Raw genomic sequence first — 22,340 nt, forward strand, 5'->3', positions numbered from 1 at the left:
GATATGGCCACTTTGACGAACGCCCCCGCGCTGCGCCGCAAAGCACGGCGAGAGCGGCTGCGCACCCTCGGTTTTCTCTCCCCCTGGCTGGTCGGCTTCACCGTCTTCTTCGGTTATCCGCTGATCGCCACCGTCTACTTCTCCTTCATGCACTACAACCAGATCGAGGCCCCGACCTTCGTGGGGCTGCGCAACTGGCGTTATGTGCTGGAGCAGATGCCGCTGTTCGGACCGGCGCTGTGGAATACGCTCTGGCTGGTCGTGGTCATGGTGGCGCTGCGGGTCGTCTTCGGCCTGGGCATCGGACTGCTGGTCACCAGGATCAAGTCCGGGGTGGGATTCTTCCGCACCGCCTTCTATCTGCCGTATCTCGCCCCTCCGGTGGCGGCCACCGTCGCCTTCGTCTTTCTGCTCAATCCCGGTACCGGCCCGGTGAACGACATCCTCGGGAATATCGGGATTCACGCGCCGAACTGGTTCAACGACCCGGCCTGGGCCAAGCCGTCCCTCGTGCTGCTCTCCCTGTGGGGCATCGGGGATCTCATGGTCATCTTCATGGCGGCCCTGCTGGATGTGCCCAAGGAGCAGTACGAGGCGGCCGAGCTCGACGGCGCCGGGGCGTTCCATAAGTTCCGCTATGTGACCTGGCCGTCGATCACCCCGATCGTGATGTTCGCGGTCGTGACGGGTGTCGTCCAGACCATGCAGTACTACACCCAGGCGCTGGTCGCCGGAAAGCTCGCCTCCGGGGTCAGCATCGGACCCGGATCGGTCATCCAGCCCGGCTATCCCGACCACTCCACGCTCACCGTGCCGCAGCTCGTCTACTCGCTCGGCTTCCAGAACTTCAACACCGGAGCCGCCTGCGTGCTCTCGCTCGTGCTGTTCGCGATCGCGATGGCCGTGACGACGCTGCTGATGCGCAAGCGTGCCGGACTGCTGTCGGCCGAGGACTGAGAGGACCGATCCGCCATGACCGCCACCACCGCCCTCTCGGCGCCGTCCGCGCCCACGCGCCCCGCCGCCGGCCGCTCCCCCGCCCCCGCCGCCCGCCGCCGCGCCGCGCTGCACTGGATCGCCGTGCACACGGTCGCCATCGCCGCCGCGCTCTTCTTCATCCTGCCCTTCGTCTTTGTCTTCCTTACCTCGGTGATGAGCGATGACCAGGCGCTGAGCGGCGATCTGTGGCCCACCGAATGGAACTGGTCGAATTACGCCGATGTCTTCAACACTCCGGGCTTTCTGGACTGGTGGCGCAATTCGCTGATGTACGCCGGGCTCGGCACCCTGTTCACGGTCTGTTCCTCCATTCCGGTGGCCTACGCCCTCGCCAAATTCCGCTTCCGCGGCCGCCGCACCGCCATGATCATGGTCATCTCCACGATGATGCTGCCGCCGCAGGTGATCGTGATCCCGATGTATCTGGTCTGGGCCCAGCAGCTCCATCTGTCGGGTTCGCTGTGGCCACTGATCATTCCGATGGCGTTCGGCGACGCGTACTCCATCTTTCTGCTGCGCCAGTTCCTGCTGACGATTCCCCGGGAGTACCTGGAATCGGCGAAGGTCGACGGCAGCGGTGAACTCGGCACGCTGCTGCGCATCGTGGTCCCGATGGCCAAGCCGGGGATCGCGGCCGTCGCGCTCTTCCAGTTCTTCTACTGCTGGAACGACTACTTCGGCCCGCAGATCTACGCTGCGCAGAATCCGGGCGCCTGGACGCTCAGTTACGGCCTGGAGAGCTTCAAGAGCGCGCACAGCGTCAACTGGAATCTGACGATGGCCGCGACCCTGCTCGTCATGGCCCCCGTCATCATCATCTTCTTCTTCGCTCAGAAAGCCTTCGTCGAAGGCGTCACACTGACAGGAGTCAAGGGTTGAAGCTCGCAGTCGTGGGGGCGGATCCACCTACACCCCCGAACTCATCGACGGATTCGCCCGGTTGCGGGACGCACTCCCGCTGGAGGAGCTCGTCCTGGTCGACCCGGCCGCCGACCGGCTGGAGCTGGTCGGCGGGCTGGCGCGCAGGATCTTCGCCAAGCAGGGCCACCCGGGCACCATCTCGTGGACCGACGACCTGGACGCGGGCGTGGACGGCGCGGACGCGGTCCTGCTGCAGCTGCGGGTCGGCGGCCAGGCGGCGCGGAATCAGGACGAGACCTGGCCGCTGGAGTGCGGCTGCGTCGGACAGGAGACCACCGGCGCGGGCGGGCTGGCCAAGGCACTGCGCACGGTCCCGGTGGTGCTGGACATCGCCGAGCGGGTGCGCCGCCGCAACCCCGACGCCCGGATCGTGGACTTCACCAACCCGGTCGGGATCGTGACCCGGGCGCTGCTCACCTCCGGGCACCGGGCGGTCGGCCTGTGCAATGTCGCCATCGGCTTCCAGCGGAAGTTCGCGAAGCTGCTGGGGGTCACCCCCGGCGAGGTGACGCTGGAGCATGTGGGCCTGAACCACCTCACCTGGGAGCGCGCGGTGCGCATCGGCGGCATCGACGGCGAGGATGTGCTGCCCAAGCTGCTCGCGGAGCACGGCGAGGCGATCGCCGAGGATCTGCGGATGCCGCGCACGCTGGTGGACCGGCTCGGCGTCGTCCCCTCGTACTATCTGCGCTACTTCTACCAGCACGACGCGGTGGTGAGGGAGCTGCGCAGCAAGCCGTCCCGGGCGGCGGAGGTCGCGGCGATCGAGCGGGAGCTGCTGGAGATGTACGGCGATCCGACGCTGGACGAGAAGCCCGAGCTGCTCGGCAAGCGCGGCGGGGCGTTCTACTCGGAGGCGGCGGTCGATCTCACCTCGTCCCTGCTGGGCGACACCGGTGAGGTGCGGATCGTCAATACGCTCAACAACGGCACCCTGCCCTTCCTGCCCGACGACGCGGTGATCGAGGTCCCGGCGGCCGTCAACGCACAGGGCGCGAAGCCACTGCCCGTGCGCCCCCTCGAGCCCCTGTTCGCCGGTCTGGTCGCCAATGTCACGGCGTACGAACACCTGGCGCTGGAGGCGGCGTTGAAGGGCGGCCGGGAGCGGGTCTTCCAGGCACTGCTGTCCCACCCCCTCATCGGCCAGATCGAATACGCCGAGAAGCTGACCGACGACCTCATCGCGCACAACCGGGAGCATCTGGCGTGGGCCTGACCCAGTCCGTATCGACCCCCTCTCCTTCCCCTTCGTCTTCTCCCTCCGCTTCCTCCGCCGCTGCGCCGGAGCGGTCGGTCCTGGCGATCGACGCGGGCAACAGCAAGACCGATGTCGCGCTCGTCGGCCCGGACGGCTCCGTCCTCGGGGCGGCCCGCGGCGGCGGCTTCCGGCCGCCCGTCGTGGGCGCCGAGACAGCGGTCGGCTCGCTCGTGCCCCTGGTGGAGGAGGCGGCGCGGCAGGCGGGCGGATCCGGTCCACCGCGCGTGGGGCATATCTCGGCATGCCTGGCCAACGCCGATCTGCCCAGCGAGGAGGAGGAGTTGACGGGCGTACTGGCCGATCGCGGCTGGGGCGCCACCGTCACGGTCGCCAACGACACCTTCGCGCTGCTGCGGGCCGGGGTCGCCGACGACGGCGAGCCGACCGGCGTCTCCGTGGTCTGTGGCGCGGGCATCAACTGCGCCGGGATCGGTCACGGCGGCCGGGTGGCCCGCTTCCCCGCCATCGGCCGGATCTCCGGCGACTGGGGCGGCGGGGGCTATCTGTCGGAGGAGGCGCTGTGGTGGGCGGCACGCGCGGAGGACGGCCGCGGCGAGCCGACCGAGCTGGCCCGCGCCCTGCCCGCGCAGTTCGGCCTGACCACCATGTACGAGCTGATCGAGGCGCTGCATCTGGGCCGGCTGGACGCGGCCCGGCGGCATGAGCTGACGCCGGTGCTCTTCGCGGTGGCCGACGCCGGCGACGAGATCGCCCGGGCGATCGTCGACCGCCAGGCGGAGGAGGTGGTGACCATGGCCACGGTCGCCCTCGGCCGCCTCGATCTGCTGGGTGAGGAGACACCGGTGGTGCTGGGCGGCGGGGTACTCGCGGCCCGCCATCCGCTGCTGGACGACCGGATCCGCGAACTGCTGGCGGAGCGCGCACCGAAGGCCGAGCCGCGGGTGGTCACCGCACCGCCGGTGCTGGGCGCCGCGCTGCTGGGCCTGGACCGCACCGGCGCGCCCGAGGCGGCGTACGCCCGGCTGCGCGCGCACTACGCCCCAGCTGATGGCGCGGAAAGTGGAACCGAAAGTCCGTCCGAAGCGTAATGAAAAGGGGAGGGAAGATCGCGATCCGAACAAGATCGAGGCTCGACCGGTGACCTCTCCTGGCGCCGCGGTCCATACTGCTGCGACACCGACCGCGACACCAACTACGGAATCCGGGCCAAGGGGGAGGTCTTGTGTCATACCCGCCGACCACCGGCAGAGCCGCGCCGCCACCCGCGCCCGCGGCCCCGCCGCGGACCGCGTGGCGTGAAGGGCTCGACCGGGCACGGGCGGCGGCGACGACCGAACCCGGCCGGCTGCGCGTCATCGGGGCGGTGCTGGCCGCGCTGGTGGTCGCGTTCGGCGCGGTCACGGCCTGGCAGGTCTCCGACCGGCAGACCGCGGCGGACGCCGTGGCCGAGCGCAGCCAGCCGCTGAGCGCCGACGCGGCGCAGATCTACCGCTCCCTGGCCGACGCGGACACCACGGCGACCCGCGGCTTCCTGGCGGGCGGCCAGGAGCCCGCCCAGGTCCGCAAGCGCTATGTGCAGGACATCGACACCGCCTCCAAGCTGCTGGTGAGCGCCGCCGCCAATACCGGGGGGTCGGCCTCCGCCCGCGAGGAGATACGGAAGATCAACCAGCTGCTGCCGGTCTACACCGGTCTGGTCGACTCCGCGCGCGCCAACAACCGCCAGGGGCTGCCGCTGGGCGGCGCCTATCTGCGCTATGCCAACGACACCATGCGCAGCCGGCTGCTGCCCGCCGCGGGCAGGCTCTATCAGGCCGAGACCGCCCGTCTCGGGGATGACTACGAGGACGCCGAGGCATGGCCGTGGGTGGCGATCGGCACCGGCCTGGTCGCCCTGGGTGCGCTGGGGTGGGCCCAGCGCCGCCACTACCGGCGGACGAACCGGGTGCTCAACCACGGCATGCTCGCCGCCACGGCCGCCTCCACGGTGGTGATGCTGTGGCTGGTGGTCGGCCATGCGGTCGCCAGCACCGAGCTCAGCGACTCCAACGACCACGGGGCGAAGTCCCTCCAGGTGCTCAACGAGGCGCGGATCGACTCCCTGCGGGCCCGCGCCGACGAGAATCTGACCCTGGTGGCGCGCGGCGCGGTCGTCGTCGACGAGGACGGCTCCAACAAGGGCAAGGACGCCTACGAGGTCAGCTACGGCTCACGGATGTCCGCGCTCGTGGGGAAGTCGTCCGGCGGCCGTCCCGCGGAGGGCAGCCTGCTGGACAAGGCGCGCGCCCTCGCGGACGACGACGCGGGCCGTGAGCCGCTGGAGAAGGCCGCCGACCGGGTCAAGGAGTGGCAGGTGCGGCACAAGGCCGCCCGCACCGCCGATGACGGGGGCGACTACAAGACGGCGCTGACCAAGGTCATCGGCGCCAAGGACAGCACCGGCGAGTCCTTCGACGCGGTGGACAGCAAGCTGGCCGAGGCCCTCTCCCACGAGCAGCGGGAGTTCCAGCAGGCCGCCGACGACGGACGCGGCGCGTTCACCGCCATGGCACTGGGCGCCGGGGTGCTGGCCGTGCTGGGAGCCGCGGGCGCGGTGCTGGGCATAGGCCGCAGACTGTCGGAGTACCGATGAGGACGATGGGGGGCGGAAGCATGCGATCGCTGCGATCGGCCGCCGCGGTGACGGTATGCGCCCTGGGCGTGGCCACGGCCATCGCGGTGCCGGCGATGATGGACGACGGCGGTGACGGCGACAGCAAGGGCGGTGCGCCGCGCCCGCAGACGATGCGGGCCGGCGCCGAGGCCGCGGCGGACAGCTGCCGCAATCCCGAGGCGAGCCTGCGCCCGTCCAGCGCCAGCGGCCCGGCCATCAAGCGGATCAAGAACCGTGAGGTCAACGGCCACAAGCTCAACAAGCTGATCGCCGGCGTCGACCAGAACAGCTACCGCTGGGGATACCGCGATCCGGCCACCGGTGACCTCACCGGGTTCGACATCGACCTGGTGCGCGCCATAGCCGAGGACATATTCGGCGATCCGGACGCGGTCATCTTCCGCACCATCCCCACCAGTCAGCGCATCAAGGCCCTGCAACAGGGCAAGGTGGACGTCGTGGTGCGCACCATGACCATCAACTGCGATCGGATCAAGGACGTCGCGTTCTCCACCGCGTACTTCCAGGCCGGGCAGCAGGTGCTGGTCGCCGACGACTCGTCCATCACCGGCTACAACAAGACCCTGCGCGGCAAGAAGGTCTGCACGGCACAGGGTTCCACCGCCGAGGCCGAGCTGGACAAGCCGGACACCGGGGCCGAGCAGCTGGGCGCGATCAAGGTCAAGCCCGTTCCCAACCAGCTGGATTGCCTGGTCAGGCTACAACTCGGCGAGGTGGACGCGGTGATCACCGACAATGCGCTGGCGGCCGGCCAGGCGGCCCAGGACCCCTCCGTCAAGCTGGTCGGCTCGCGATTCACCGATGAGCTCTACGGCGTGGCGATGAACAAGGACGACGACGACCTGGTACGCCGGGTCAACAAGGTTCTGGAGAACTACCGCCAGGGCGGTGCCGGCAGCCCCTGGATGCAGGCCTACCAGAAGTGGCTCGCCAAGGACTTCAGCACGGCACAGGAGAATCCGGCACCACCCGTCCCCGAATACAAGGACTAGCGCCGGACCCGGACACATCGGGCATGAGCAAGGATCACGGACCGGCAAGGATTAGCACCCGCCTCACACGCGTAGGGATGACGCTGCAGACGGATCACACAACGGTTACGGACATGGAGAGGTGATCGATGGGGGTCCCGGGACCCTTCCCCAGCTTCGCGGGGGCACCCGACGGCCCGGTCATGGGCCGTGAGGAGGTGGACCGCGCGCTGGCGAAGCTCGCCGCCGAACACGAGGCGATCGAGTCCTCGCTGCTCGCCCTCCAGGACCACGCGGGCAGAAGGCTTCTCGAGGGCGCCGAGCTCACGGGCATCACCAAGGACCGGTGGTCCACCACCGAGCAGGCCATCTCTCTCCTGTGGAGCTACTTCGACGCGTACTCCGAGGCCCTCACCCGCGCCCGTGAGCTGCGCTCCCGTCACCGCTGGCCGACGCAGGAAGAGCTGACCGAGCTCACCGAGCTGCTGTGCGGCACCGCGATCACCCTGCCCAGCAGCGCCACCCTCGGCGGCTCGCCCCTGCTCAGCGAGGAGTTGAGCCTGGACCGGCTGGTCGACCGGATGAACCGCTGGTACGCGGAGGCTCTTGGCGTCATCGTCAGCGCCGACGCCGTATGGTCCGCGCTGCCCGCCCGGATCGACATGCTCTCCGCCGAGCTGCACCGCACCCGTTCGCTCGCCCACTCGGTCGGAGTGCGCCCCGGTGAGCACCCCTCGGGGGACGATCTGGAGCAGATCACCGCCGAGCTGACCGCGCTGCGTGCCGAGGTGGTCTCCGACCCGCTGGCCTTCTGGAAACCGGCCGGCGGCAGCTCCGCGCCCGGCGGCGGCAGCCCCGACACCCAGCGCTATGACCGCTCCGCCCGCGCCCTGGAGGATGTGCGACGGGAGATCGAGGCGGTCCTGGATGTGCGGCAGGACGCCGAGCGGCGGCTGATGCGGCTGCGGGATGTGCTCTCCCGCGCCGATCGCACCCTGGCGGAGGCGCGCCAGGCGCGCGGTGAGGTGCTCGCGAAGATCGCGGCGTCGGAGGTTCCGGCCGTCAGCGGCCCGCCGACCGCGCTGCACGAGCAGCTGGTCGCCGCCGCCGACTACCGCAGGCGCTCCCAGTGGCACCGGCTCTCGCCACTGCTGGAGAGCCTGGAGCAGCGCGCCGACGACGAATTGCTGCGGGCCCGCGAGTCGTTAACCGCGGTCACCGCGCCGCTGGCGGTCCGCGCCGAGCTGCGCGGCCGTCTCGACGCGTACAAGGCGAAGGTCGCCCGCCATGGCATGGCGGAGGATTCGATGCTGGTTGAGCGGTATGACGTGGCCCGCCGGATGCTGTGGAGCGCTCCGTGTGATCTGCGGGCGGCCGAGCAGGCCGTGCTGCGCTATCAGCAGGCGGCGGCCGAGGCCCTGGTGCCACGCCAGACGGGCCCGGCCGACGAAGGTATCGAGGGAGGCACGAAATGACTGCGGCGGTCGCCGCCTGCCAGCGGCGTGACTGCGGCGGGTCCTACGAGGACGTGGGCGGAGGTGAGCTGTACTGCGATGTCTGCGGTATGGCCCCGGTCGTCTCACCGCAGGGGTTGGTGGCCTCACCGCCCACCGGGATCACCGGGCAGGGCGGACCGGTCGGGGGCTCCTCGTCGTCGGGCGGCGGATCCTCGTCGTCGGTCAGGGGCTCCTCCCTGCCGTCCGGCCGAGGCTCCTCCCCGTTGTCCGGCCGGGACTCCTCGTCCAGCGCCTCGAGCCGGTCGCGTTCGGCGCGCTCCTCCTCGTCCCGGCGCTCGGTGTCCGGGCGGCTGTCCCGCTCCATGTCCGGGCGGTCTTCGTCGCGTTCGGTCTCGGTGCGCAGCTCCCGCTCCTCCACCGCGGCCTCCTCGGGGCGGAACGCACTGGGCGCCGGTCTGGTCAGCGTCCCGGATGTGCCGCGTCCCGATCCGCGGACGGCGGTGCTCGCGGACCCCGAGGTCCCGGAGCGGAAGCGGTTCTGCAGCCGCGGGGACTGCGGTGCCCCGGTGGGCCGCGCCCGCGGCCAGCGGCCGGGCCGCACCGAGGGGTTCTGCACCAAATGCGGCCATCCGTACTCATTCGTACCGAAGTTGAACCCCGGTGACATCGTCCACGGCCAGTACGAGGTCGCGGGCTGTCTGGCGCACGGCGGGCTCGGCTGGATCTATCTGGCCATCGACCGCGCGGTGTCGGACCGCTGGGTGGTCCTCAAGGGTCTGCTCGACACGGGCGACGAGGAGGCCCTGGCGGCCGCCGTCTCCGAGCGCCGCTTCCTCGCCGAGATCGAGCACTCCAACATCGTCCGGATCTACAACTTCGTCGAGCATCTCGACCAGCGCACCGGCAGCCTCGACGGCTACATCGTCATGGAGTACGTGGGCGGCAAGTCCCTCAAGGACATCGCCAACGCCCTGCGCACCACCGACGGCCGGCGCAATCCGCTGCCCGTCGAGCAGGCGTGCGCCTACGGCATCGAGGCCCTGGAGGCGCTCGGCCATCTGCACAGCCGCAATCTGCTCTACTGCGACTTCAAGGTCGACAACGCCATTCAGCAGCAGGACCAGCTCAAGCTGATCGACATGGGCGCGGTCCGGCGGATGGACGACCACGACAGCCCCATCTACGGAACGGTCGGCTACCAGGCCCCCGAGATCGCCGAGACCGGCCCGTCGGTCGCCTCCGATCTCTACACGGTGGCGCGCACCCTGGCCGTGCTCACCTTCGACTTCCAGGGCTATACGAACGTCTTCGTGGACAGCCTGCCGGACCCCGAGCACATCGAGGTCTTCCGGCGCTATGAATCCTTCTACCGGCTGCTGGTGCGGGCCACCGACCCGGACCCGGGGCGCCGCTTCGCCTCCGCGCGGGAGATGGCCGACCAGCTCACCGGGGTGCTGCGGGAGGTCGTGGCGCTGCAGACCGGGCGGCCCCGGCCGGCCCTGTCCACCCTCTTCGGGCCCGAACCACGCGTCGTGGACACCGAGTTGTTCGCCGACGACGGCCAGGATCCGTCCCTGCTGGGCGCCCGGCCCCTCGGCCGGGGCGCCACCGCGCCCGTCCCCGCGCAGCGGCCGCCGGGCCCGCTGGCCCTGCCGCTGCCCGCCATCGCGACCCTGGAAGGCGGAGCCACCGCGCTGGCCCTCCCGGTGCCGCTGGTGGACCCCGACGACCCCAACGCCGGATTCCTGGCCGGCCTGCTGGCCGCCGACCCCGCCGAGGTGAGCGCCGCGCTGCGGACCGCGCCCGTCGACTCGGTCGAGCTGCGGCTGCGCCGGGTCCGCGCCCAGTTGGAGCTGAGCCAGGAGCATGACGCGGGCGTCGCACTCACCGGCCTGGAGGCCGCGTACAGCGACGACTGGCGGATCGTCTGGTACCGGGGGCTGCACGCGCTGGCCACCGGCGACCGTGAGACGGCCGCGCTCTCCTTCGACGCGGTCTACGACGCGTTCCCCGGTGAGCCCGCGCCGAAGCTGGCGCTCGGCGTCTGCGCCGAGGTCCTGGGCCAGTTGGACAACGCGGCGGAGTACTACCGCCTGGTGTGGGCCACCGACCCCAGCTTTGTGAGCGCCGCCTTCGGCCTCGCCCGGGTCCTGCTGTGCTCCGGGGACCGGACGGGCGCGGTGCGGGCCCTGGAGTCGGTCCCGGAGTCCTCGATCCACTACACGGCGGCGCGGGTCGCCGCCGTACGGGCCCGGCTGCGCCAGCGCGCCCCGTACGACGCCCTGCTGGGCGATCTGGCGGCCTCGGCCGCCCAGGTCGAGCGGCTGGGCGAGTTCGGGCTGGACGCGGTGCGGCGCGAGCGGCTGCGTACGGAGGTCCTGGGCAGTGCCCTCGATTGGGTACTGTCCGGCAGCAGCGGGGCGCCCCCGGGACACAACCGGCCGCCTCTGCTCGGCAGCAGCCTGGACGAGCGCGGGCTGCGCTTCGGATTGGAGCGCTCGTACCGGGTACTCGCCAGACTCGCGCAGCGAGGCGAGGAGAGGATCGAACTGGTGGAGCGGGCCAACCGTTTCCGCCCCAGGACGTGGGTGTGATCGATGTCGCAGATGCCGCAGCCAGCCCAGCTGTCAGCCTGCCCGACCTGTGATGAGCCGCCGCAGGCGGGGGACAGATACTGCGATCAGTGCGGTGCGGATCTGACGGCGGCGGCCGCGCCGGCGGCGCGGACGCCCGGCGACCGGCCGTTGCCTCCGCAGCTGAACGGCGCGGCGTGGTCCCCCCATCCGGAGCCGGAGCCGGACGACTACGAGCTGGCCGCTCCGGCCCCCGACGGGTACGAGCCGGCCGCCCCGGCCCCCGACGGGTACGGGCAGTCGGCCGATCCGCGGGCCACCGGGGCGCTCGGCGCGCCCGAGGCGGCGCCACCCACCGAGACCGGCACCCCCGCGGAGATCGACACGGGGGTCAACGCGAGTACGCACACCAGCGCGGCGACCAGCACGGGCAGCATGGCGGGCACCGGCACCGGGGCGGACCCCCGGCTGCCCGGCGGCGAGCACCGTCCCCGGTGCGCCGCGTGCCAGGAGGGCACCATCGACCAGGACGGATACTGCGAGCGCTGCGGACACGCCCAGGCACGGACACGCGACCATATGGAGAGCGAGTTGGAGGGCATCGCGGCGGCCAGCGACCGAGGGCTGCGGCATCACCGCAATGAGGACGCGTTCGCGGTGTCCGCCGCCGAGCTGCCCGACGGCTCACCGGTCATGGTCGCGGTGGTGTGCGACGGTGTCTCCTCGGCCACCCGCCCCGACGACGCCTCGGCCGCCGCGGCCCATGCGGCCGGTGAGGCGCTGCGGGCCTCGCTGCCGCGCGGCGCCCACCCCCAGCAGGCCATGAACGAGGCGATCGTCGCCGCCGCCGAGGCGGTCAACTCCCTGGCCATCGAGACCGGCGCGGCCGCCGCGCACCACGAGGGCCAGCGCCATCAGAACGCACCGGCGTGCACCATCGTCAGCGCCATCGTCACCAGCGACATCCTCACCATCGGCTGGGTCGGCGACAGCCGCGCCTACTGGGTCCCCGACGACCGTACGACCCCGCCCGCCCGGCTCACCGAGGACGACTCCTGGGCGGCCCAGATGGTGGCAGCCGGGCTGATGTCGGAGGCGGAGGCGTACGCGGACGAGCGCGCCCACGCCATCACCGGCTGGCTCGGGGCGGACGCCTATGAGCTGGAGCCCCACACCGCCTCCTACAAGCCGGACCGGCCGGGCGTCGTGGTGGTGTGCACCGACGGGCTGTGGAACTACGCGGAATCGGCGGAGCAGATGGCCCGCGCGGTGCCACCGGACGCCCGCTCCCGGCCGCTGAACAGCGCCCAGATCCTGGTCGGCCACGCCCTCGACGGCGGGGGCCACGACAACGTAACAGTGGCGGTCGTGCCGTTCCCCGCAGCTCCGGGCCGGGCAGGATCCGCCTGACGGTCGCCAAGGAGCGGATGATATGGCCCATTTCTCGACGTCCGACGCGCCGCGGTTCTCGGTCGAGGTCTATCAGAACGAGTACCTCCCCGAGGGAGGCCACGAGGTGAACGCGATCATCACCGTGACCTCGTCCGGAGGCGGGGCCGCGGGAGGCCCGCAGGTCCCCGCTCCCGCCGCCCCCGACGTGTACGACGGCGTCCCCGGTGCGTACGACGGCGTCCCGGGCGCGTACGACGGCGGGGGCGTCCCGGGCGGTGCCCCCGCCCGCGCGGCCGTGGTGATCATGGTGGACTGCTCCGGCTCGATGGACTATCCGCCGACGAAGATGCGCCACGCACGGGAGGCGACCGCCGCCGCCATCGACACGGTGCGCGACGGCGTCGCCTTCTCCGTGGTAGCGGGCACCCATAAAGCGGTCGAGGTCTTCCCGGGGAACGGGCAGCTGGCCATCGCCGATCCGCTCACCCGCGCCCAGGCCAAGGACGCACTGCGAAGCCTGAGTCCGGGCGGCGGCACCGCGATCGGCACCTGGCTGCTGCTGGCCGACCTGCTGCTCGGCTCCGCCGATGCCACAATCCGGCACGGCATTCTGCTCACCGACGGCCGGAACGAGCACGAGGAGCCGGCGCGGCTGCGGGCGGTGCTCGACGCCTGCGCGGGCCGCTTCACCTGCGACGCCCGCGGGGTGGGCACCGACTGGGAGGTCGAGGAGGTCACCGGGATCGCCTCCGCCCTGCTCGGCACGGCCGATATCGTCGCCGATCCCGCCGGGCTCTCCGCGGACTTCACGCGGATGATGGAGGCGGCGATGGGCAAGGAGATCGCCGACGTCAGCCTCCGGCTGTGGACTCCCAAGGGCGCCGAGGTGGCGTATGTGAAACAGGTCGCACCGACGGTCGAGGATCTGACCGCCCGCCGCGTCGAGGCCGGTCCGCGCGCGGGCGACTATCCCACCGGGTCCTGGGGCGATGAGTCCCGCGACTACCACCTGTGTGTGAGAGTTCCGGCGGCGGAGGTCGGCCAGGAGATGCTCGCGGCCAGGATTTCCCTGGTCCAGCCGCCGCCCGAGGGTGTCGGCAGCCCGCCGAGCCCACTGGCCCAAGGGCTGGTACGCGCGGTGTGGACGGCTGACCTGGCCGTCTCCACCGCGATGAATCCGCAGGTGGCGCACTATACGGGCCAAGCCGAACTGGCCCAGGTCATCCAACAGGGCATGAATGCCCGCAAGTCCGGCGATGCCGAACAAGCGACCGCGAAGCTGGGGCGTGCCGTACAGCTGGCGACCGCATCGGGGAACGAGGACACGGCGAAACTGCTTGCGAAGGTGGTGGACGTCCTCGATGTGGCGGCAGGTACTGTGCGACTGAAGGCGAAGGTCGCGGAGGCGGACGAGATGACACTCGAAACGCGCTCCACCAAGACAGTTCGCGTCAAGAAGTAGCACATAACCAGCACTCACGTAGCACTTCTCGGCAGAAACACCGAGAAAGCCACAAGAGGGGGATCCGACATGCCGACCTGTCCCAACGGCCACCACTCGGCGGCCGACGACTGGTGCGAGGTGTGTGGCCACCGGATGTCGGGGACACCCATGCCCTCCGGTGCCGTCTCGCCACCTCCGCCACAGCCCGCGCCGGGTGGCCACGGCGTGCCCGTGCCACCGGGCGGCTACGGGAGTCCGGGGCCGGGCGGCCCACCGCCACCCGGCGGCGCGGGGGGCTACGGCTATCCGGCGCAGCAGCAGGAGCTGTGCCCGCAGTGCCGTACGCCGCGTGAGGCGCAGGCTCCGTTCTGCGAGGAGTGCCGGTTCAACTTCCAGACGCATACGCCTTCTCCGTACGGTCCGCCGCAGGGCGGTTACGCGCCACCGCAGCAGCCGGGGCCCGGGGCACCGCATGTCCCGCACCCGGGGCAGGGCGGCGCCGGTCACTCCTCCGGTCCGGGATTCGGTGGCGACACCGACTGGACGCTTCCGCCGCCGCAGCAAGGGGGCACGCCCCCGCACGGCGCACCGCAGCAGGGTGCCCCGGGCCACGGCCAGGGCGCGCCCCCGGCCGCGCCACAGTACGGCTACGGCTATCCCCAGGCCCCCGCGCCCCCCGCCCAGCCGTACGGGAACGAGGGGTACGCCCCGCCCCAGCAGCAGGGTCCGGGCCACCAGCCGCCACAGCAGCAGCACCCCAGCGCCCCGCAGCACTCGACGCCGCCCGGCGCCGCCCAGTTCGGCCAGGGCGGGGCTCCGTCGTCGGCGCCCGGAAACTGGATAGCCGTCGTCGCCCCGGACCGTGAGTACTTCATGGCGATGATGAACCGCAGCGGCCCGGAGGCCGCCGGGCTGAACCTCCCGGCCTACTCCCCCGAGCAGCAACTGCCGCTCAACGGCGGCCAGATCACCATCGGCCGGCGCCGCCACAGCACCGGCGAGGCCCCCGACATCGACCTCGGGCGCCCGCCCGAGGACCCGGGCGTCTCGCATCAGCACGCGCTTCTCGTCCAGCAGCCCGACGGCGTCTGGGCGGTCGTCGACCAGGACTCGACGAACGGGACGACGATCAACGGCGGCGAGGAGCCGATCCAGCCGTTCGTGCCGGTCCCGCTCCGGGAAGGCGACCGCGTCCACGTCGGCGCCTGGACGACGATCACGGTGCGCCGGGGCTGAGGCCGGGACGGGCGGCGGGCGGGCCCGGAGGTCCGGGGCGGCGCCGCGCAGAGGGCCAGGGCCGGAGGGCCAGAGGGCTAGAAGGGCTGAAGCCCGGGCTGAAGGCCGCTGGGAGGGTCCAGCGGCCAGCCGTAGGCGCCCTCCGGGTCGTCCAGCCAGGCCCATTGGCGCTCGCCCCGCACCGTCACCCCGTAACGCTCCCGCCCCGGCCTGCCCTCGTGCTCCCACAGCGCGAGGGCCTCGACCGGCTCCATATGGCCCGCGGCCACGTTCAGCAGGAAGCGGAAGGAGTCGTCCAGCAGCGGCCGGGACGGCAGACCGTGCGTGGGCACCTGAGGCGGCGGGCCGCTGCCGCGCAGCGGAACGAAGTACGCGGGCATGGCCAGAAAATGCCCCTCCGCATGGCGAGCGTCGGCGACCCTCAAGGCGATCAGCCCGGTCGCGAGCGGCGTCAGAATCAGCGCGCCCGGCCGGCACTGGCCGATCCACGCGGACGGGATGGACGCCACGGCGCAGGTGGCGATGATCCGGTCGTAGGGAGCGTACAGCGGACAGCCGCGCGCCCCGTCGCCCGTGACGACCGCGGGACGGAATCCGGCGGCGGCCAGATGGTTACGGGCGGCTTCGGTGATCTCCGGGTCGAGATCGAGGGTCGTGACGTGGGTGTCGCCTAGCCGATGGGCCAGCAGCGCGGCGTTGTAGCCGGTGCCCGCGCCGATCTCCAGCACCCGGTCCCCGTCCCGCACCTGGAGCGCCTGGAGCATCCGTGCCATCAGCGACGGCTGGCTGCTGGAGGTGATCAGCTCACCGTCGCGCACCCGCGTGGCGAGCGGGGCGTCCGCGTACGCGCCGGCCAGCCAGCGGGCCCGCCGCAGCGGGTGGGGGTCGTCGCGCCACAGCCGGGTGTAGCCGACCGTCCCATGTGCCGCACCAGCCCTTGCCGCCCCTGCTGTCTCGCGGCCCGGCGCACCTGCCGAGCCCACACCTGCCGCGCCCGTGCCTGCCTCGCCTGCACCTGCCGCGCTCGTGCCTGCCTCGCCTGCCGTAGCCGCCGCGCCTGCCGTGCCTGGCGCACCCGCCGCGCCTGCCGTACTGGCCGTACCCGTCGTACGTGCCGCCGTGCCCGCCTCACCGGCCTCGTAGTAGTAGGGCACGAAGAGATGGCGCGGCACCTCCTCGAAGGCCGCCCGCCAGGCGGGGTCCGTGAGGCCGCCGCCCGCCACGATCTCCCGGACCAGCCCGGCCCGTACCGCCGCGGCCTCCTCGGCGCACACATCGGCCTCCCGACCCATACGCCTCCCCCGCGCCACACGCTCCACGGCGTCCGGCGCACTGCGTGTGCCACCGCCCGTGCTGCCCATGACTCCACTCTCCTGCGCCCGCCCTTCGGCCGCGACCCACGCCCCCTTTTCCAGCCGGGGGTGTCTGAGACCATGGAGGCGTGAAAGAGATTCCGCGAGGCACACTTCAGGAGCAGACCTTCTACGAGCAGGTCGGCGGCGAGCAGACCTTCCGGCGTCTGGTCCACCGCTTCTACCAGGGGGTCGCCGAGGACCCGCTGCTCCGGCCGATGTACCCCGAGGACGACCTGGGACCGGCCGAGGAACGGCTCGTACTCTTCCTGATGCAGTACTGGGGCGGCCCCCGCACCTACAGCGACAACCGCGGCCACCCGCGGCTGCGCATGCGCCACGCCCCCTTCACCGTGAACCGCGCCGCCCATGACGCCTGGCTGCGCCATATGCGCGACGCGGTCGACGAGCTGGAGCTGGCCCCGGAGCTCGAGGGCCAGCTGTGGCGCTACCTCACCTACGCCGCCGCCTCCATGATCAACACGGAGGGCTGACCGCCTGAGCCCGTAGGGCTGACCCGGCGGGCTCAGGCGGGCTCAGGCGGGTGTGACGGACAGGCCGGAGAGGCCCGACGTACGCACCGCGATCGAGCCGTACGGAGTGCGCAGCCGCAGCCAGCCGCCCGCGGCGAGCAACGCCAGCGGCTCGGCCGTGGGGCCGGGCGCGGCCGTGGCCACACCGCCCCCGGCACCGGTGGCGGAGGCGGCCGGCGCCGCCGCCCGGACCGGGCGCAGGAAGCCCAGCGACTGGGCGGCATGCACGGCGCGCAGCGGGAGCCCGGTGTCGCCGAGCGTGCGGGACCAGATCTCATGGCCGATGCGGTCGCGCTCGGCGCGCGTACGGCGCTCCTCGGGGAGTTCCGCGTCGCGGGCCCGGAACTCGGCGACGGCGGCGGCGACCGCCCCGTGCACCTCGTCCACACCCGGCAGGCCGCTCACCCGGCGCCAGCCGCCGCGCGGCGGCAGCACACCGGCCCACGGCGGACCGGTGACGGCCTGCGGCACGGTGACCACCAGGCCCCGGTCGCGGACCTCGGACCCGTCGGCGGTCCGCCCGGCCCGCGCCGTGTCCAGCGCGTCCCCGAGTTCACCCGCCGAGACCGTCGTATCCAGCGCGCCGGGTCCGCTCGCCGCCCCGGCCTCCCCGGCCGTCGTGGCGTCGGTGCCGATGATCGCCTCGAGCCGCGCCGTACGGATCGCGAGGACCTCGAAGGACGGCGGCCGGCCGAAGACGGCGAGCACACCGCCGCCCGCCTGCAGCCGCACCGCCGCCGCCCGGTCGTAGTGGATCAGCCGGGCCAGGAAGGCGGCGAGATCGGCCGCCTCCCCGGCGTCGGCGAAGTGGAGCTCCTGGTCGGCGGCCGTCATACGGCGACGGCCCCCTCCGACCGCTCGGCCCCGCCGGCGGGCTTCGCGGGCGCCTTACCGGCGCCCTTCTTCACCGGGTCCGGCTCCAGGTAATCGGTGAGGAACTTCTCCTCTTCCGGGGAGACCCGGCGCGGCCGGCCCTGGTCGAGGTCGTACGGCACGATGCGGGTGGCGGCACGCACATACAGTGCGTCCTCGTCCTTGATCTCGTAGCGCAGGGTGAGATACGCGGCCTTGATCTCCGTCACCCAGGTCTCGATCGTCACCGGGCTGTGCCGGTGGACGAGGGGCTTCAGATAGTCGATCTCATGCCGGGCCACGACCACGCCGCCGGTGAACGCGTCACTCCCGTTCCCCGGCGCCAGCCGCCACATGAAGTCGACCCGGGCCTCCTCCAGGTAGCGGAGGAAGGTCACGTTGTTGACGTGGCCGAACGCGTCCATGTCGGACCAGCGCAGGGGACAGGGGTAGATATGGCGTGCCATCCACTCAGCCCCGGGTGAGCTTCTTGTAGGTGGCGCGGTGCGGACGGGCCGCGTCCGGGCCGAGCCGCTCGACCTTGTTCTTCTCGTACGACTCGAAGTTGCCCTCGAACCAGAACCACTTGGACTCGCCCTCGTACGCCAGGATGTGCGTGGCGACGCGGTCGAGGAACCAGCGGTCGTGGGAGACGACCACGGCGCAGCCGGGGAAGTCGAGCAGCGCGTTCTCCAGCGAGGACAGGGTCTCGACGTCGAGGTCGTTGGTGGGCTCGTCGAGGAGCAGCAGGTTGCCGCCCTGCTTGAGGGTGAGCGCGAGGTTGAGGCGGTTGCGCTCACCGCCCGAGAGCACCCCGGCCGGCTTCTGCTGGTCCGGGCCCTTGAAGCCGAACGCGGAGACATAGGCGCGGGACGGCATCTCGACCTGGCCGACGTTGATGTAGTCGAGCTCGTCGGAGACGACCGCCCAGAGCGTCTTCTTGGGGTCGATGTTGGCGCGGCTCTGGTCGACGTAGGAGATCTTGACGGTCTCGCCGACCTTGATGCTGCCCGCGTCGGCGGTCTCCAGGCCCTGGATCATCTTGAAGAGCGTGGTCTTACCGGCACCGTTGGGGCCGATGATGCCGACGATGCCGTTGCGCGGGAGGGTGAAGGAGAGGTCGTCGATGAGGACCTTCTCGCCGAACGCCTTGGAGAGGTTCTCCACCTCGACCACGACACTGCCCAGGCGCGGGCCCGGCGGGATCTGGATCTCCTCGAAGTCCAGCTTCCGGGTCTTCTCGGCCTCGGCGGCCATCTCCTCGTAACGGGTCAGCCGGGCCCTGGACTTGGCCTGGCGGCCCTTGGCGTTGGAGCGGACCCAGTCCAGCTCCTCCTTGAGGCGCTTGGCGCGCTTGGCGTCCTTCTGTCCCTCGACCTTCAGCCGGGCCTGCTTCTTCTCCAGGTAGGTGGAGTAGTTGCCCTCGTAACCGATGGCGCGGCCGCGGTCGAGCTCCAGGATCCACTCGGCCACGTTGTCCAGGAAGTACCGGTCGTGGGTGATGGCCACGACGGTGCCCGCGTACTTGGCGAGGTGCTGCTCCAGCCAGTTGACGGACTCGGCGTCCAGGTGGTTGGTGGGCTCGTCCAGCAGCAGCAGGTCGGGGGCCTCGAGCAGCAGCTTGCAGAGGGCGACCCGGCGCTTCTCACCGCCGGAGAGGGTGGTGACCGGCCAGTCGCCGGGCGGGCAGCCGAGGGCGTCCATGGCCTGCTCGAGCTGGGCGTCCAGGTCCCAGGCGTTGGCGTGGTCCAGGTCCTCCTGGAGCTTGCCCATCTCCTCCAGCAGCTCGTCGCTGTAGTCGGTCGCCATCTGCTCGGCGATCTCGTTGAAGCGGTCCAGCTTGCCCTTGGTCACCGCCACGCCGTCCTGGACGTTCTCCAGCACGGTCTTGGACTCATCCAGCGGGGGCTCCTGGAGCAGGATGCCGACGCTGTAGCCGGGCGAGAGGAAAGCGTCACCATTGGACGGCTGCTCCAGGCCCGCCATGATCTTCAGCACCGTCGACTTACCGGCGCCGTTGGGGCCCACGACACCGATCTTCGCGCCGGGCAGAAAGCTCAGCGTGACGTCGTCGAGGATCACCTTGTCGCCGTGCGCCTTGCGCGTCTTGCGCATGGTGTAGATGAACTCAGCCAAGAGAAACCGTCCGGCAATCTGGTAGGTATCGAGGTGCGGCTCCGCCGCGGGGTCCGTATCCGTGGCAGCTCCACCGCATGAGGGTAGATACAGCCATCTTGCCGTACGCCGAGCCCGAGGCGGAAACCCGTTTGGTCCGGCGTGCGGCGTGACTCCGGCATCCGCGGCCCCGCGGCCCCGGCATCCGCCGCCACCGCGACGCGAAGGGCCGGAACCTCCGTGAGGCTCCGGCCCTCCATCACCGCGTTTTCGACGATCACCACACTCGGTGACCTTCGCTTCACTCAGCGATCACTGCTGCCCTGGCGTCGCCGCCCAGGCGTTTCACTGACCCGCGGGCGCCTTCTTCTTGCGGACGAAGAACACCGCGCCGCCACCGACGACGACCAGCGCCACGGCGATGCCGGCGATCATCGGGGTGTTGCTGCTGCTACCGGTCTCGGCCAGGTCGCCACCGGAGGTGTCACCGCCGGTGCTGCCACCGGCCGACGCGGCGCTCGGCTGCGAGGAGGGGGTGTCGCTGCCGCCACCGCTGCTGGCGGTCTTGCAGTCGAGAACGCCGGAGAAGGTCTTCTCGAAGCCGTTCGGACCGGTGATGCTGAACTTGTAGCTCTGGTCCTCCTTCACCGGGGCGGTGACGGTCTTCGACTGACCCGCCTCGACGGTGTACTTCTCGCCCAGCAGCTCGAAGGTGAACGCCTCGTCGCCCTTGTTGCTGGCGGTGATGTCCACGCCGCCCTTGGCGCAGTCCTTCTCGGCGGAGACCGCCGGGACCGCACCCTTCTTCGCCCAGTTCGCGGTGGCGGTGGCGGAGACGGTGCTCTCGCTGGACCCGGCCAGGATCTGGGTCTGGCTCTTGGTGGCGCTGGCGAACGCGCGGCCCACCGGAACCTTGGTGGCGGCCTGGGCGGTCAGCGTGGCGGAGCCGTCGGCCGCACCCTCCGGGACGTCGAAGTACACCTCGCCGCCGTCGGCGGCGCTGGTGAGGGTCTTGCCGCTCTTGTCGACGAGCTTGACTCCGCTGCCACCGGCCTCGGTGCCCGGGGTCAGGGTGACGCTGTCGGCGTTGGTGTGGACCTTGACCGGGCCGAGGCGCTCACCGGCCTTGCCGGAGACGGCCGGCGGGTCCAGGCTCAGCGATGCCTTGGGCTCCTCGATGTTCTGGGCGCTCTTCTCGAGGTAGTCGGCCAGCTTCTCGGCCTGCGGGTCGACCGCGTCGACCTTCGCATTGTCGGAGAAGCGCCAGATGGCGACCTGCGTACCCGCGGCGGCGGTCTTCTCGGTGAGGGCACCGGTGCCGGCCGTCTTCGCCAGCGCGCCGAGGTCGTTCACCTGCGGGTAGGAGTTCTGCAGAACCCAATTGATCTTGCCCGCGTTGGGGTTGTTCGCCAGCGACGTCTCGGCCCAGGACTTCTCCTCGTACTTGGCCTTGCTCTGCGTCGGGTTGTGCAGATCAATGCAGTACGTCTGGATGGAGCCGCCGTTGTCGACCGACATCTCGAAAAGGCCGGCGCCGACCTGCTGGTCCTTGCCGTTCTCGTGGATGACGGCCTTGTCGAACGTCTTGAGACCGCCCAGCGTGGCGGTGGCGCCACCCTGGCTCGGGGGCGCGTCATCGGCGGCGGCGGTGCCGGCGGTGAACAGCGCACCCGCCGCGACCAGTCCGGACGCCAACACGGCGGCCGCAAGGCGGGCAGCGCCCCGCCTCCTAACAGAAATCATGATTTCCCTCCGGGCGAGCACCAGTCAGTTGGTGCGCCTCGCCAGCGAACTCAAAACTCAGGAACCCCCGTTGGGCACGCACGGATCCTAGGGAGAAAAGCGGGGCATGTTCCCCGCCAATACCTAGACCCAACCGATCCGAATCGGAATCGTTATCAATCTTCAGATCCCATATGAGCTGGGTTTATCGACAAGTCTCCCGTGCTCGCGGCCGCTCACGGGGAGGTTGTCCCGGTCAGTGTGTTTAGAAGCGGTTTAGCCTGTGAAACCCGGCGAAAAGCGGATGTACCCCGCGTGAGGTCATGGCCGACGGCCATCGCGTCGATCTCCGCGGTGACCCAGCGCCTGGGCTGATTCGCGCCGCCGCCGGAATCCGCACCCGGGGCCGCGGGCGCGGCCGCGACTTCCCCTTCTCCCTGAAGCGGACGGTCCCTCTCCCGCTCTCGCTCCCGGTCCCATTCGCGCTCCCGCACCCGCAACGTCCCATGGACAACGAGGGGTTCACCGAGCGATACCGATCCGGCGACATTCGCGGCGAGCGTGCGCCACGTCCAGACCGTATAGAAACTCGTGTACGCGTCCGCCCACGCGTCCCGCCCCCGGTCCCACCGGCGCACCGTCACCGCCAGCCGGAACCGGGCCACCGCGACACCCGCCGCCGTCTCCCAGAAGTCCGGCCGCGTCGCGGCATTGCCCACCACGGTCACCCAGCTCTCATTCACCGGCTACTCCCCCATCGATTCCCGGCTCTGCCGTGCCGTTCGTGGACCATGCTGCCCGGGATCGCGAGGCCCCGCCGGGCCCTGTGCACGACCCCGCGGTTGTGGACAACTCGGTCACCCGACCGGGTGACCGCCTG

Annotated in this window: 19 protein-coding genes; 12 read left to right on the forward strand and 7 right to left on the reverse strand. The window is 71.2% G+C overall.

Annotated elements, in window-relative coordinates; all coding sequences use genetic code 11:
* The first annotated feature begins 3 nt into the window (after nucleotides 1-3).
* The 7 genes from BLV72_RS10700 (at nucleotide 4) to BLV72_RS10730 (ending at nucleotide 8,259) form a co-directional block, all read left to right on the forward strand.
* Nucleotides 4-957 (forward strand): carbohydrate ABC transporter permease, encoded by a 954-nt coding sequence (locus BLV72_RS10700; protein ID WP_059145671.1) that lies wholly within the window; start codon nucleotides 4-6, stop codon nucleotides 955-957.
* A gap of 15 nt (nucleotides 958-972) precedes the next feature.
* The gene (locus BLV72_RS10705; RefSeq protein WP_093461825.1) at nucleotides 973-1,878 is read left to right on the forward strand and encodes a carbohydrate ABC transporter permease; all 906 of its coding nucleotides are present in this window, start codon (nucleotides 973-975) and stop codon (nucleotides 1,876-1,878) included.
* A gap of 43 nt (nucleotides 1,879-1,921) precedes the next feature.
* The gene (locus BLV72_RS10710) at nucleotides 1,922-3,136 is read left to right on the forward strand and encodes a 6-phospho-beta-glucosidase (protein WP_093461827.1); all 1,215 of its coding nucleotides are present in this window, start codon (nucleotides 1,922-1,924) and stop codon (nucleotides 3,134-3,136) included.
* Between the two features lie 80 nt (nucleotides 3,137-3,216).
* Complete coding sequence (locus BLV72_RS10715; RefSeq protein WP_093470290.1) at nucleotides 3,217-4,227, forward strand: N-acetylglucosamine kinase; 1,011 nt, start codon at nucleotides 3,217-3,219, stop codon at nucleotides 4,225-4,227.
* Between the two features lie 134 nt (nucleotides 4,228-4,361).
* Nucleotides 4,362-5,771, forward strand: coding sequence for a hypothetical protein (locus BLV72_RS10720; RefSeq protein ID WP_093461828.1), 1,410 nt, complete (start codon nucleotides 4,362-4,364; stop codon nucleotides 5,769-5,771).
* 20 nt (nucleotides 5,772-5,791) lie between these two features.
* Nucleotides 5,792-6,805: a glutamate ABC transporter substrate-binding protein gene (locus BLV72_RS10725; RefSeq protein ID WP_244320721.1), complete on the forward strand. Its 1,014-nt coding sequence runs from the start codon at nucleotides 5,792-5,794 to the stop codon at nucleotides 6,803-6,805.
* Nucleotides 6,806-6,933: 128 nt separating this feature from the next.
* Complete coding sequence (locus BLV72_RS10730; protein ID WP_093461831.1) at nucleotides 6,934-8,259, forward strand: coiled-coil domain-containing protein; 1,326 nt, start codon at nucleotides 6,934-6,936, stop codon at nucleotides 8,257-8,259.
* 43 nt (nucleotides 8,260-8,302) lie between these two features.
* On the opposite strand, the gene BLV72_RS51970 is transcribed toward BLV72_RS10730, so the two are convergent.
* Nucleotides 8,303-8,659 carry a hypothetical protein gene (locus BLV72_RS51970; protein WP_425288364.1) on the reverse strand — a complete coding sequence of 119 codons (357 nt, stop codon included), beginning with the start codon at nucleotides 8,657-8,659 and terminating at the stop codon, nucleotides 8,303-8,305.
* On the opposite strand from BLV72_RS51970, the gene BLV72_RS10735 reads away from it, so the two are divergent.
* The 4 genes from BLV72_RS10735 to BLV72_RS10750 all read left to right on the forward strand — a co-directional run bounded on the left by BLV72_RS10735 (nucleotide 8,637) and on the right by BLV72_RS10750 (nucleotide 14,886).
* A complete protein-coding gene (locus tag BLV72_RS10735) occupies nucleotides 8,637-10,835 on the forward strand; it encodes a serine/threonine-protein kinase (protein WP_425288365.1) in 2,199 nt (732 codons plus the stop codon). The genes BLV72_RS51970 and BLV72_RS10735 overlap by 23 nt on opposite strands.
* A 3-nt stretch (nucleotides 10,836-10,838) precedes the next feature.
* Nucleotides 10,839-12,224: a PP2C family protein-serine/threonine phosphatase gene (locus BLV72_RS10740; RefSeq protein ID WP_093461834.1), complete on the forward strand. Its 1,386-nt coding sequence runs from the start codon at nucleotides 10,839-10,841 to the stop codon at nucleotides 12,222-12,224.
* A 22-nt stretch (nucleotides 12,225-12,246) separates the two neighbouring features.
* Nucleotides 12,247-13,668: a vWA domain-containing protein gene (locus BLV72_RS10745; RefSeq protein ID WP_093461836.1), complete on the forward strand. Its 1,422-nt coding sequence runs from the start codon at nucleotides 12,247-12,249 to the stop codon at nucleotides 13,666-13,668.
* Between the two features lie 69 nt (nucleotides 13,669-13,737).
* Nucleotides 13,738-14,886, forward strand: coding sequence for an FHA domain-containing protein (locus BLV72_RS10750; RefSeq protein ID WP_093461838.1), 1,149 nt, complete (start codon nucleotides 13,738-13,740; stop codon nucleotides 14,884-14,886).
* 77 nt (nucleotides 14,887-14,963) lie between these two features.
* Here the strand turns inward: BLV72_RS10750 and BLV72_RS10755 are convergent, their stop codons facing one another.
* Nucleotides 14,964-16,178, reverse strand: coding sequence for a methyltransferase domain-containing protein (locus BLV72_RS10755; protein ID WP_244321391.1), 1,215 nt, complete (start codon nucleotides 16,176-16,178; stop codon nucleotides 14,964-14,966).
* 149 nt (nucleotides 16,179-16,327) lie between these two features.
* Here BLV72_RS10755 and BLV72_RS10760 point away from each other — a divergent pair, with 149 nt between their 5' ends.
* Nucleotides 16,328-16,732 (forward strand): globin, encoded by a 405-nt coding sequence (locus BLV72_RS10760; RefSeq protein WP_059145662.1) that lies wholly within the window; start codon nucleotides 16,328-16,330, stop codon nucleotides 16,730-16,732.
* A 42-nt stretch (nucleotides 16,733-16,774) separates the two neighbouring features.
* On the opposite strand, the gene BLV72_RS10765 is transcribed toward BLV72_RS10760, so the two are convergent.
* The 5 genes from BLV72_RS10765 to BLV72_RS10785 all read right to left on the reverse strand — a co-directional run bounded on the left by BLV72_RS10765 (nucleotide 16,775) and on the right by BLV72_RS10785 (nucleotide 22,203).
* Complete coding sequence (locus BLV72_RS10765) at nucleotides 16,775-17,605, reverse strand: DUF8185 domain-containing protein (RefSeq protein ID WP_093461839.1); 831 nt, start codon at nucleotides 17,603-17,605, stop codon at nucleotides 16,775-16,777.
* Nucleotides 17,602-18,090, reverse strand: a complete 489-nt coding sequence (locus tag BLV72_RS10770; protein WP_093461841.1) for an acyl-CoA thioesterase — start codon at nucleotides 18,088-18,090, stop codon at nucleotides 17,602-17,604. The genes BLV72_RS10765 and BLV72_RS10770 overlap by 4 nt, the downstream gene beginning before the upstream one ends.
* 4 nt (nucleotides 18,091-18,094) lie before the next feature.
* Nucleotides 18,095-19,759 carry an energy-dependent translational throttle protein EttA gene (gene ettA, locus BLV72_RS10775; protein WP_093461843.1) on the reverse strand — a complete coding sequence of 555 codons (1,665 nt, stop codon included), beginning with the start codon at nucleotides 19,757-19,759 and terminating at the stop codon, nucleotides 18,095-18,097.
* A 324-nt stretch (nucleotides 19,760-20,083) separates the two neighbouring features.
* Nucleotides 20,084-21,481 (reverse strand): Cys-Gln thioester bond-forming surface protein, encoded by a 1,398-nt coding sequence (locus BLV72_RS10780; RefSeq protein WP_093461844.1) that lies wholly within the window; start codon nucleotides 21,479-21,481, stop codon nucleotides 20,084-20,086.
* 215 nt (nucleotides 21,482-21,696) lie between these two features.
* A complete protein-coding gene (locus BLV72_RS10785) occupies nucleotides 21,697-22,203 on the reverse strand; it encodes a single-stranded DNA-binding protein (RefSeq protein WP_093461846.1) in 507 nt (168 codons plus the stop codon).
* Between the last annotated feature and the right edge of the window lie 137 nt (nucleotides 22,204-22,340).

This window comes from Streptomyces melanosporofaciens, from assembly GCF_900105695.1.
Classification (GTDB): Bacteria; Actinomycetota; Actinomycetes; order Streptomycetales; family Streptomycetaceae; genus Streptomyces; species Streptomyces antimycoticus.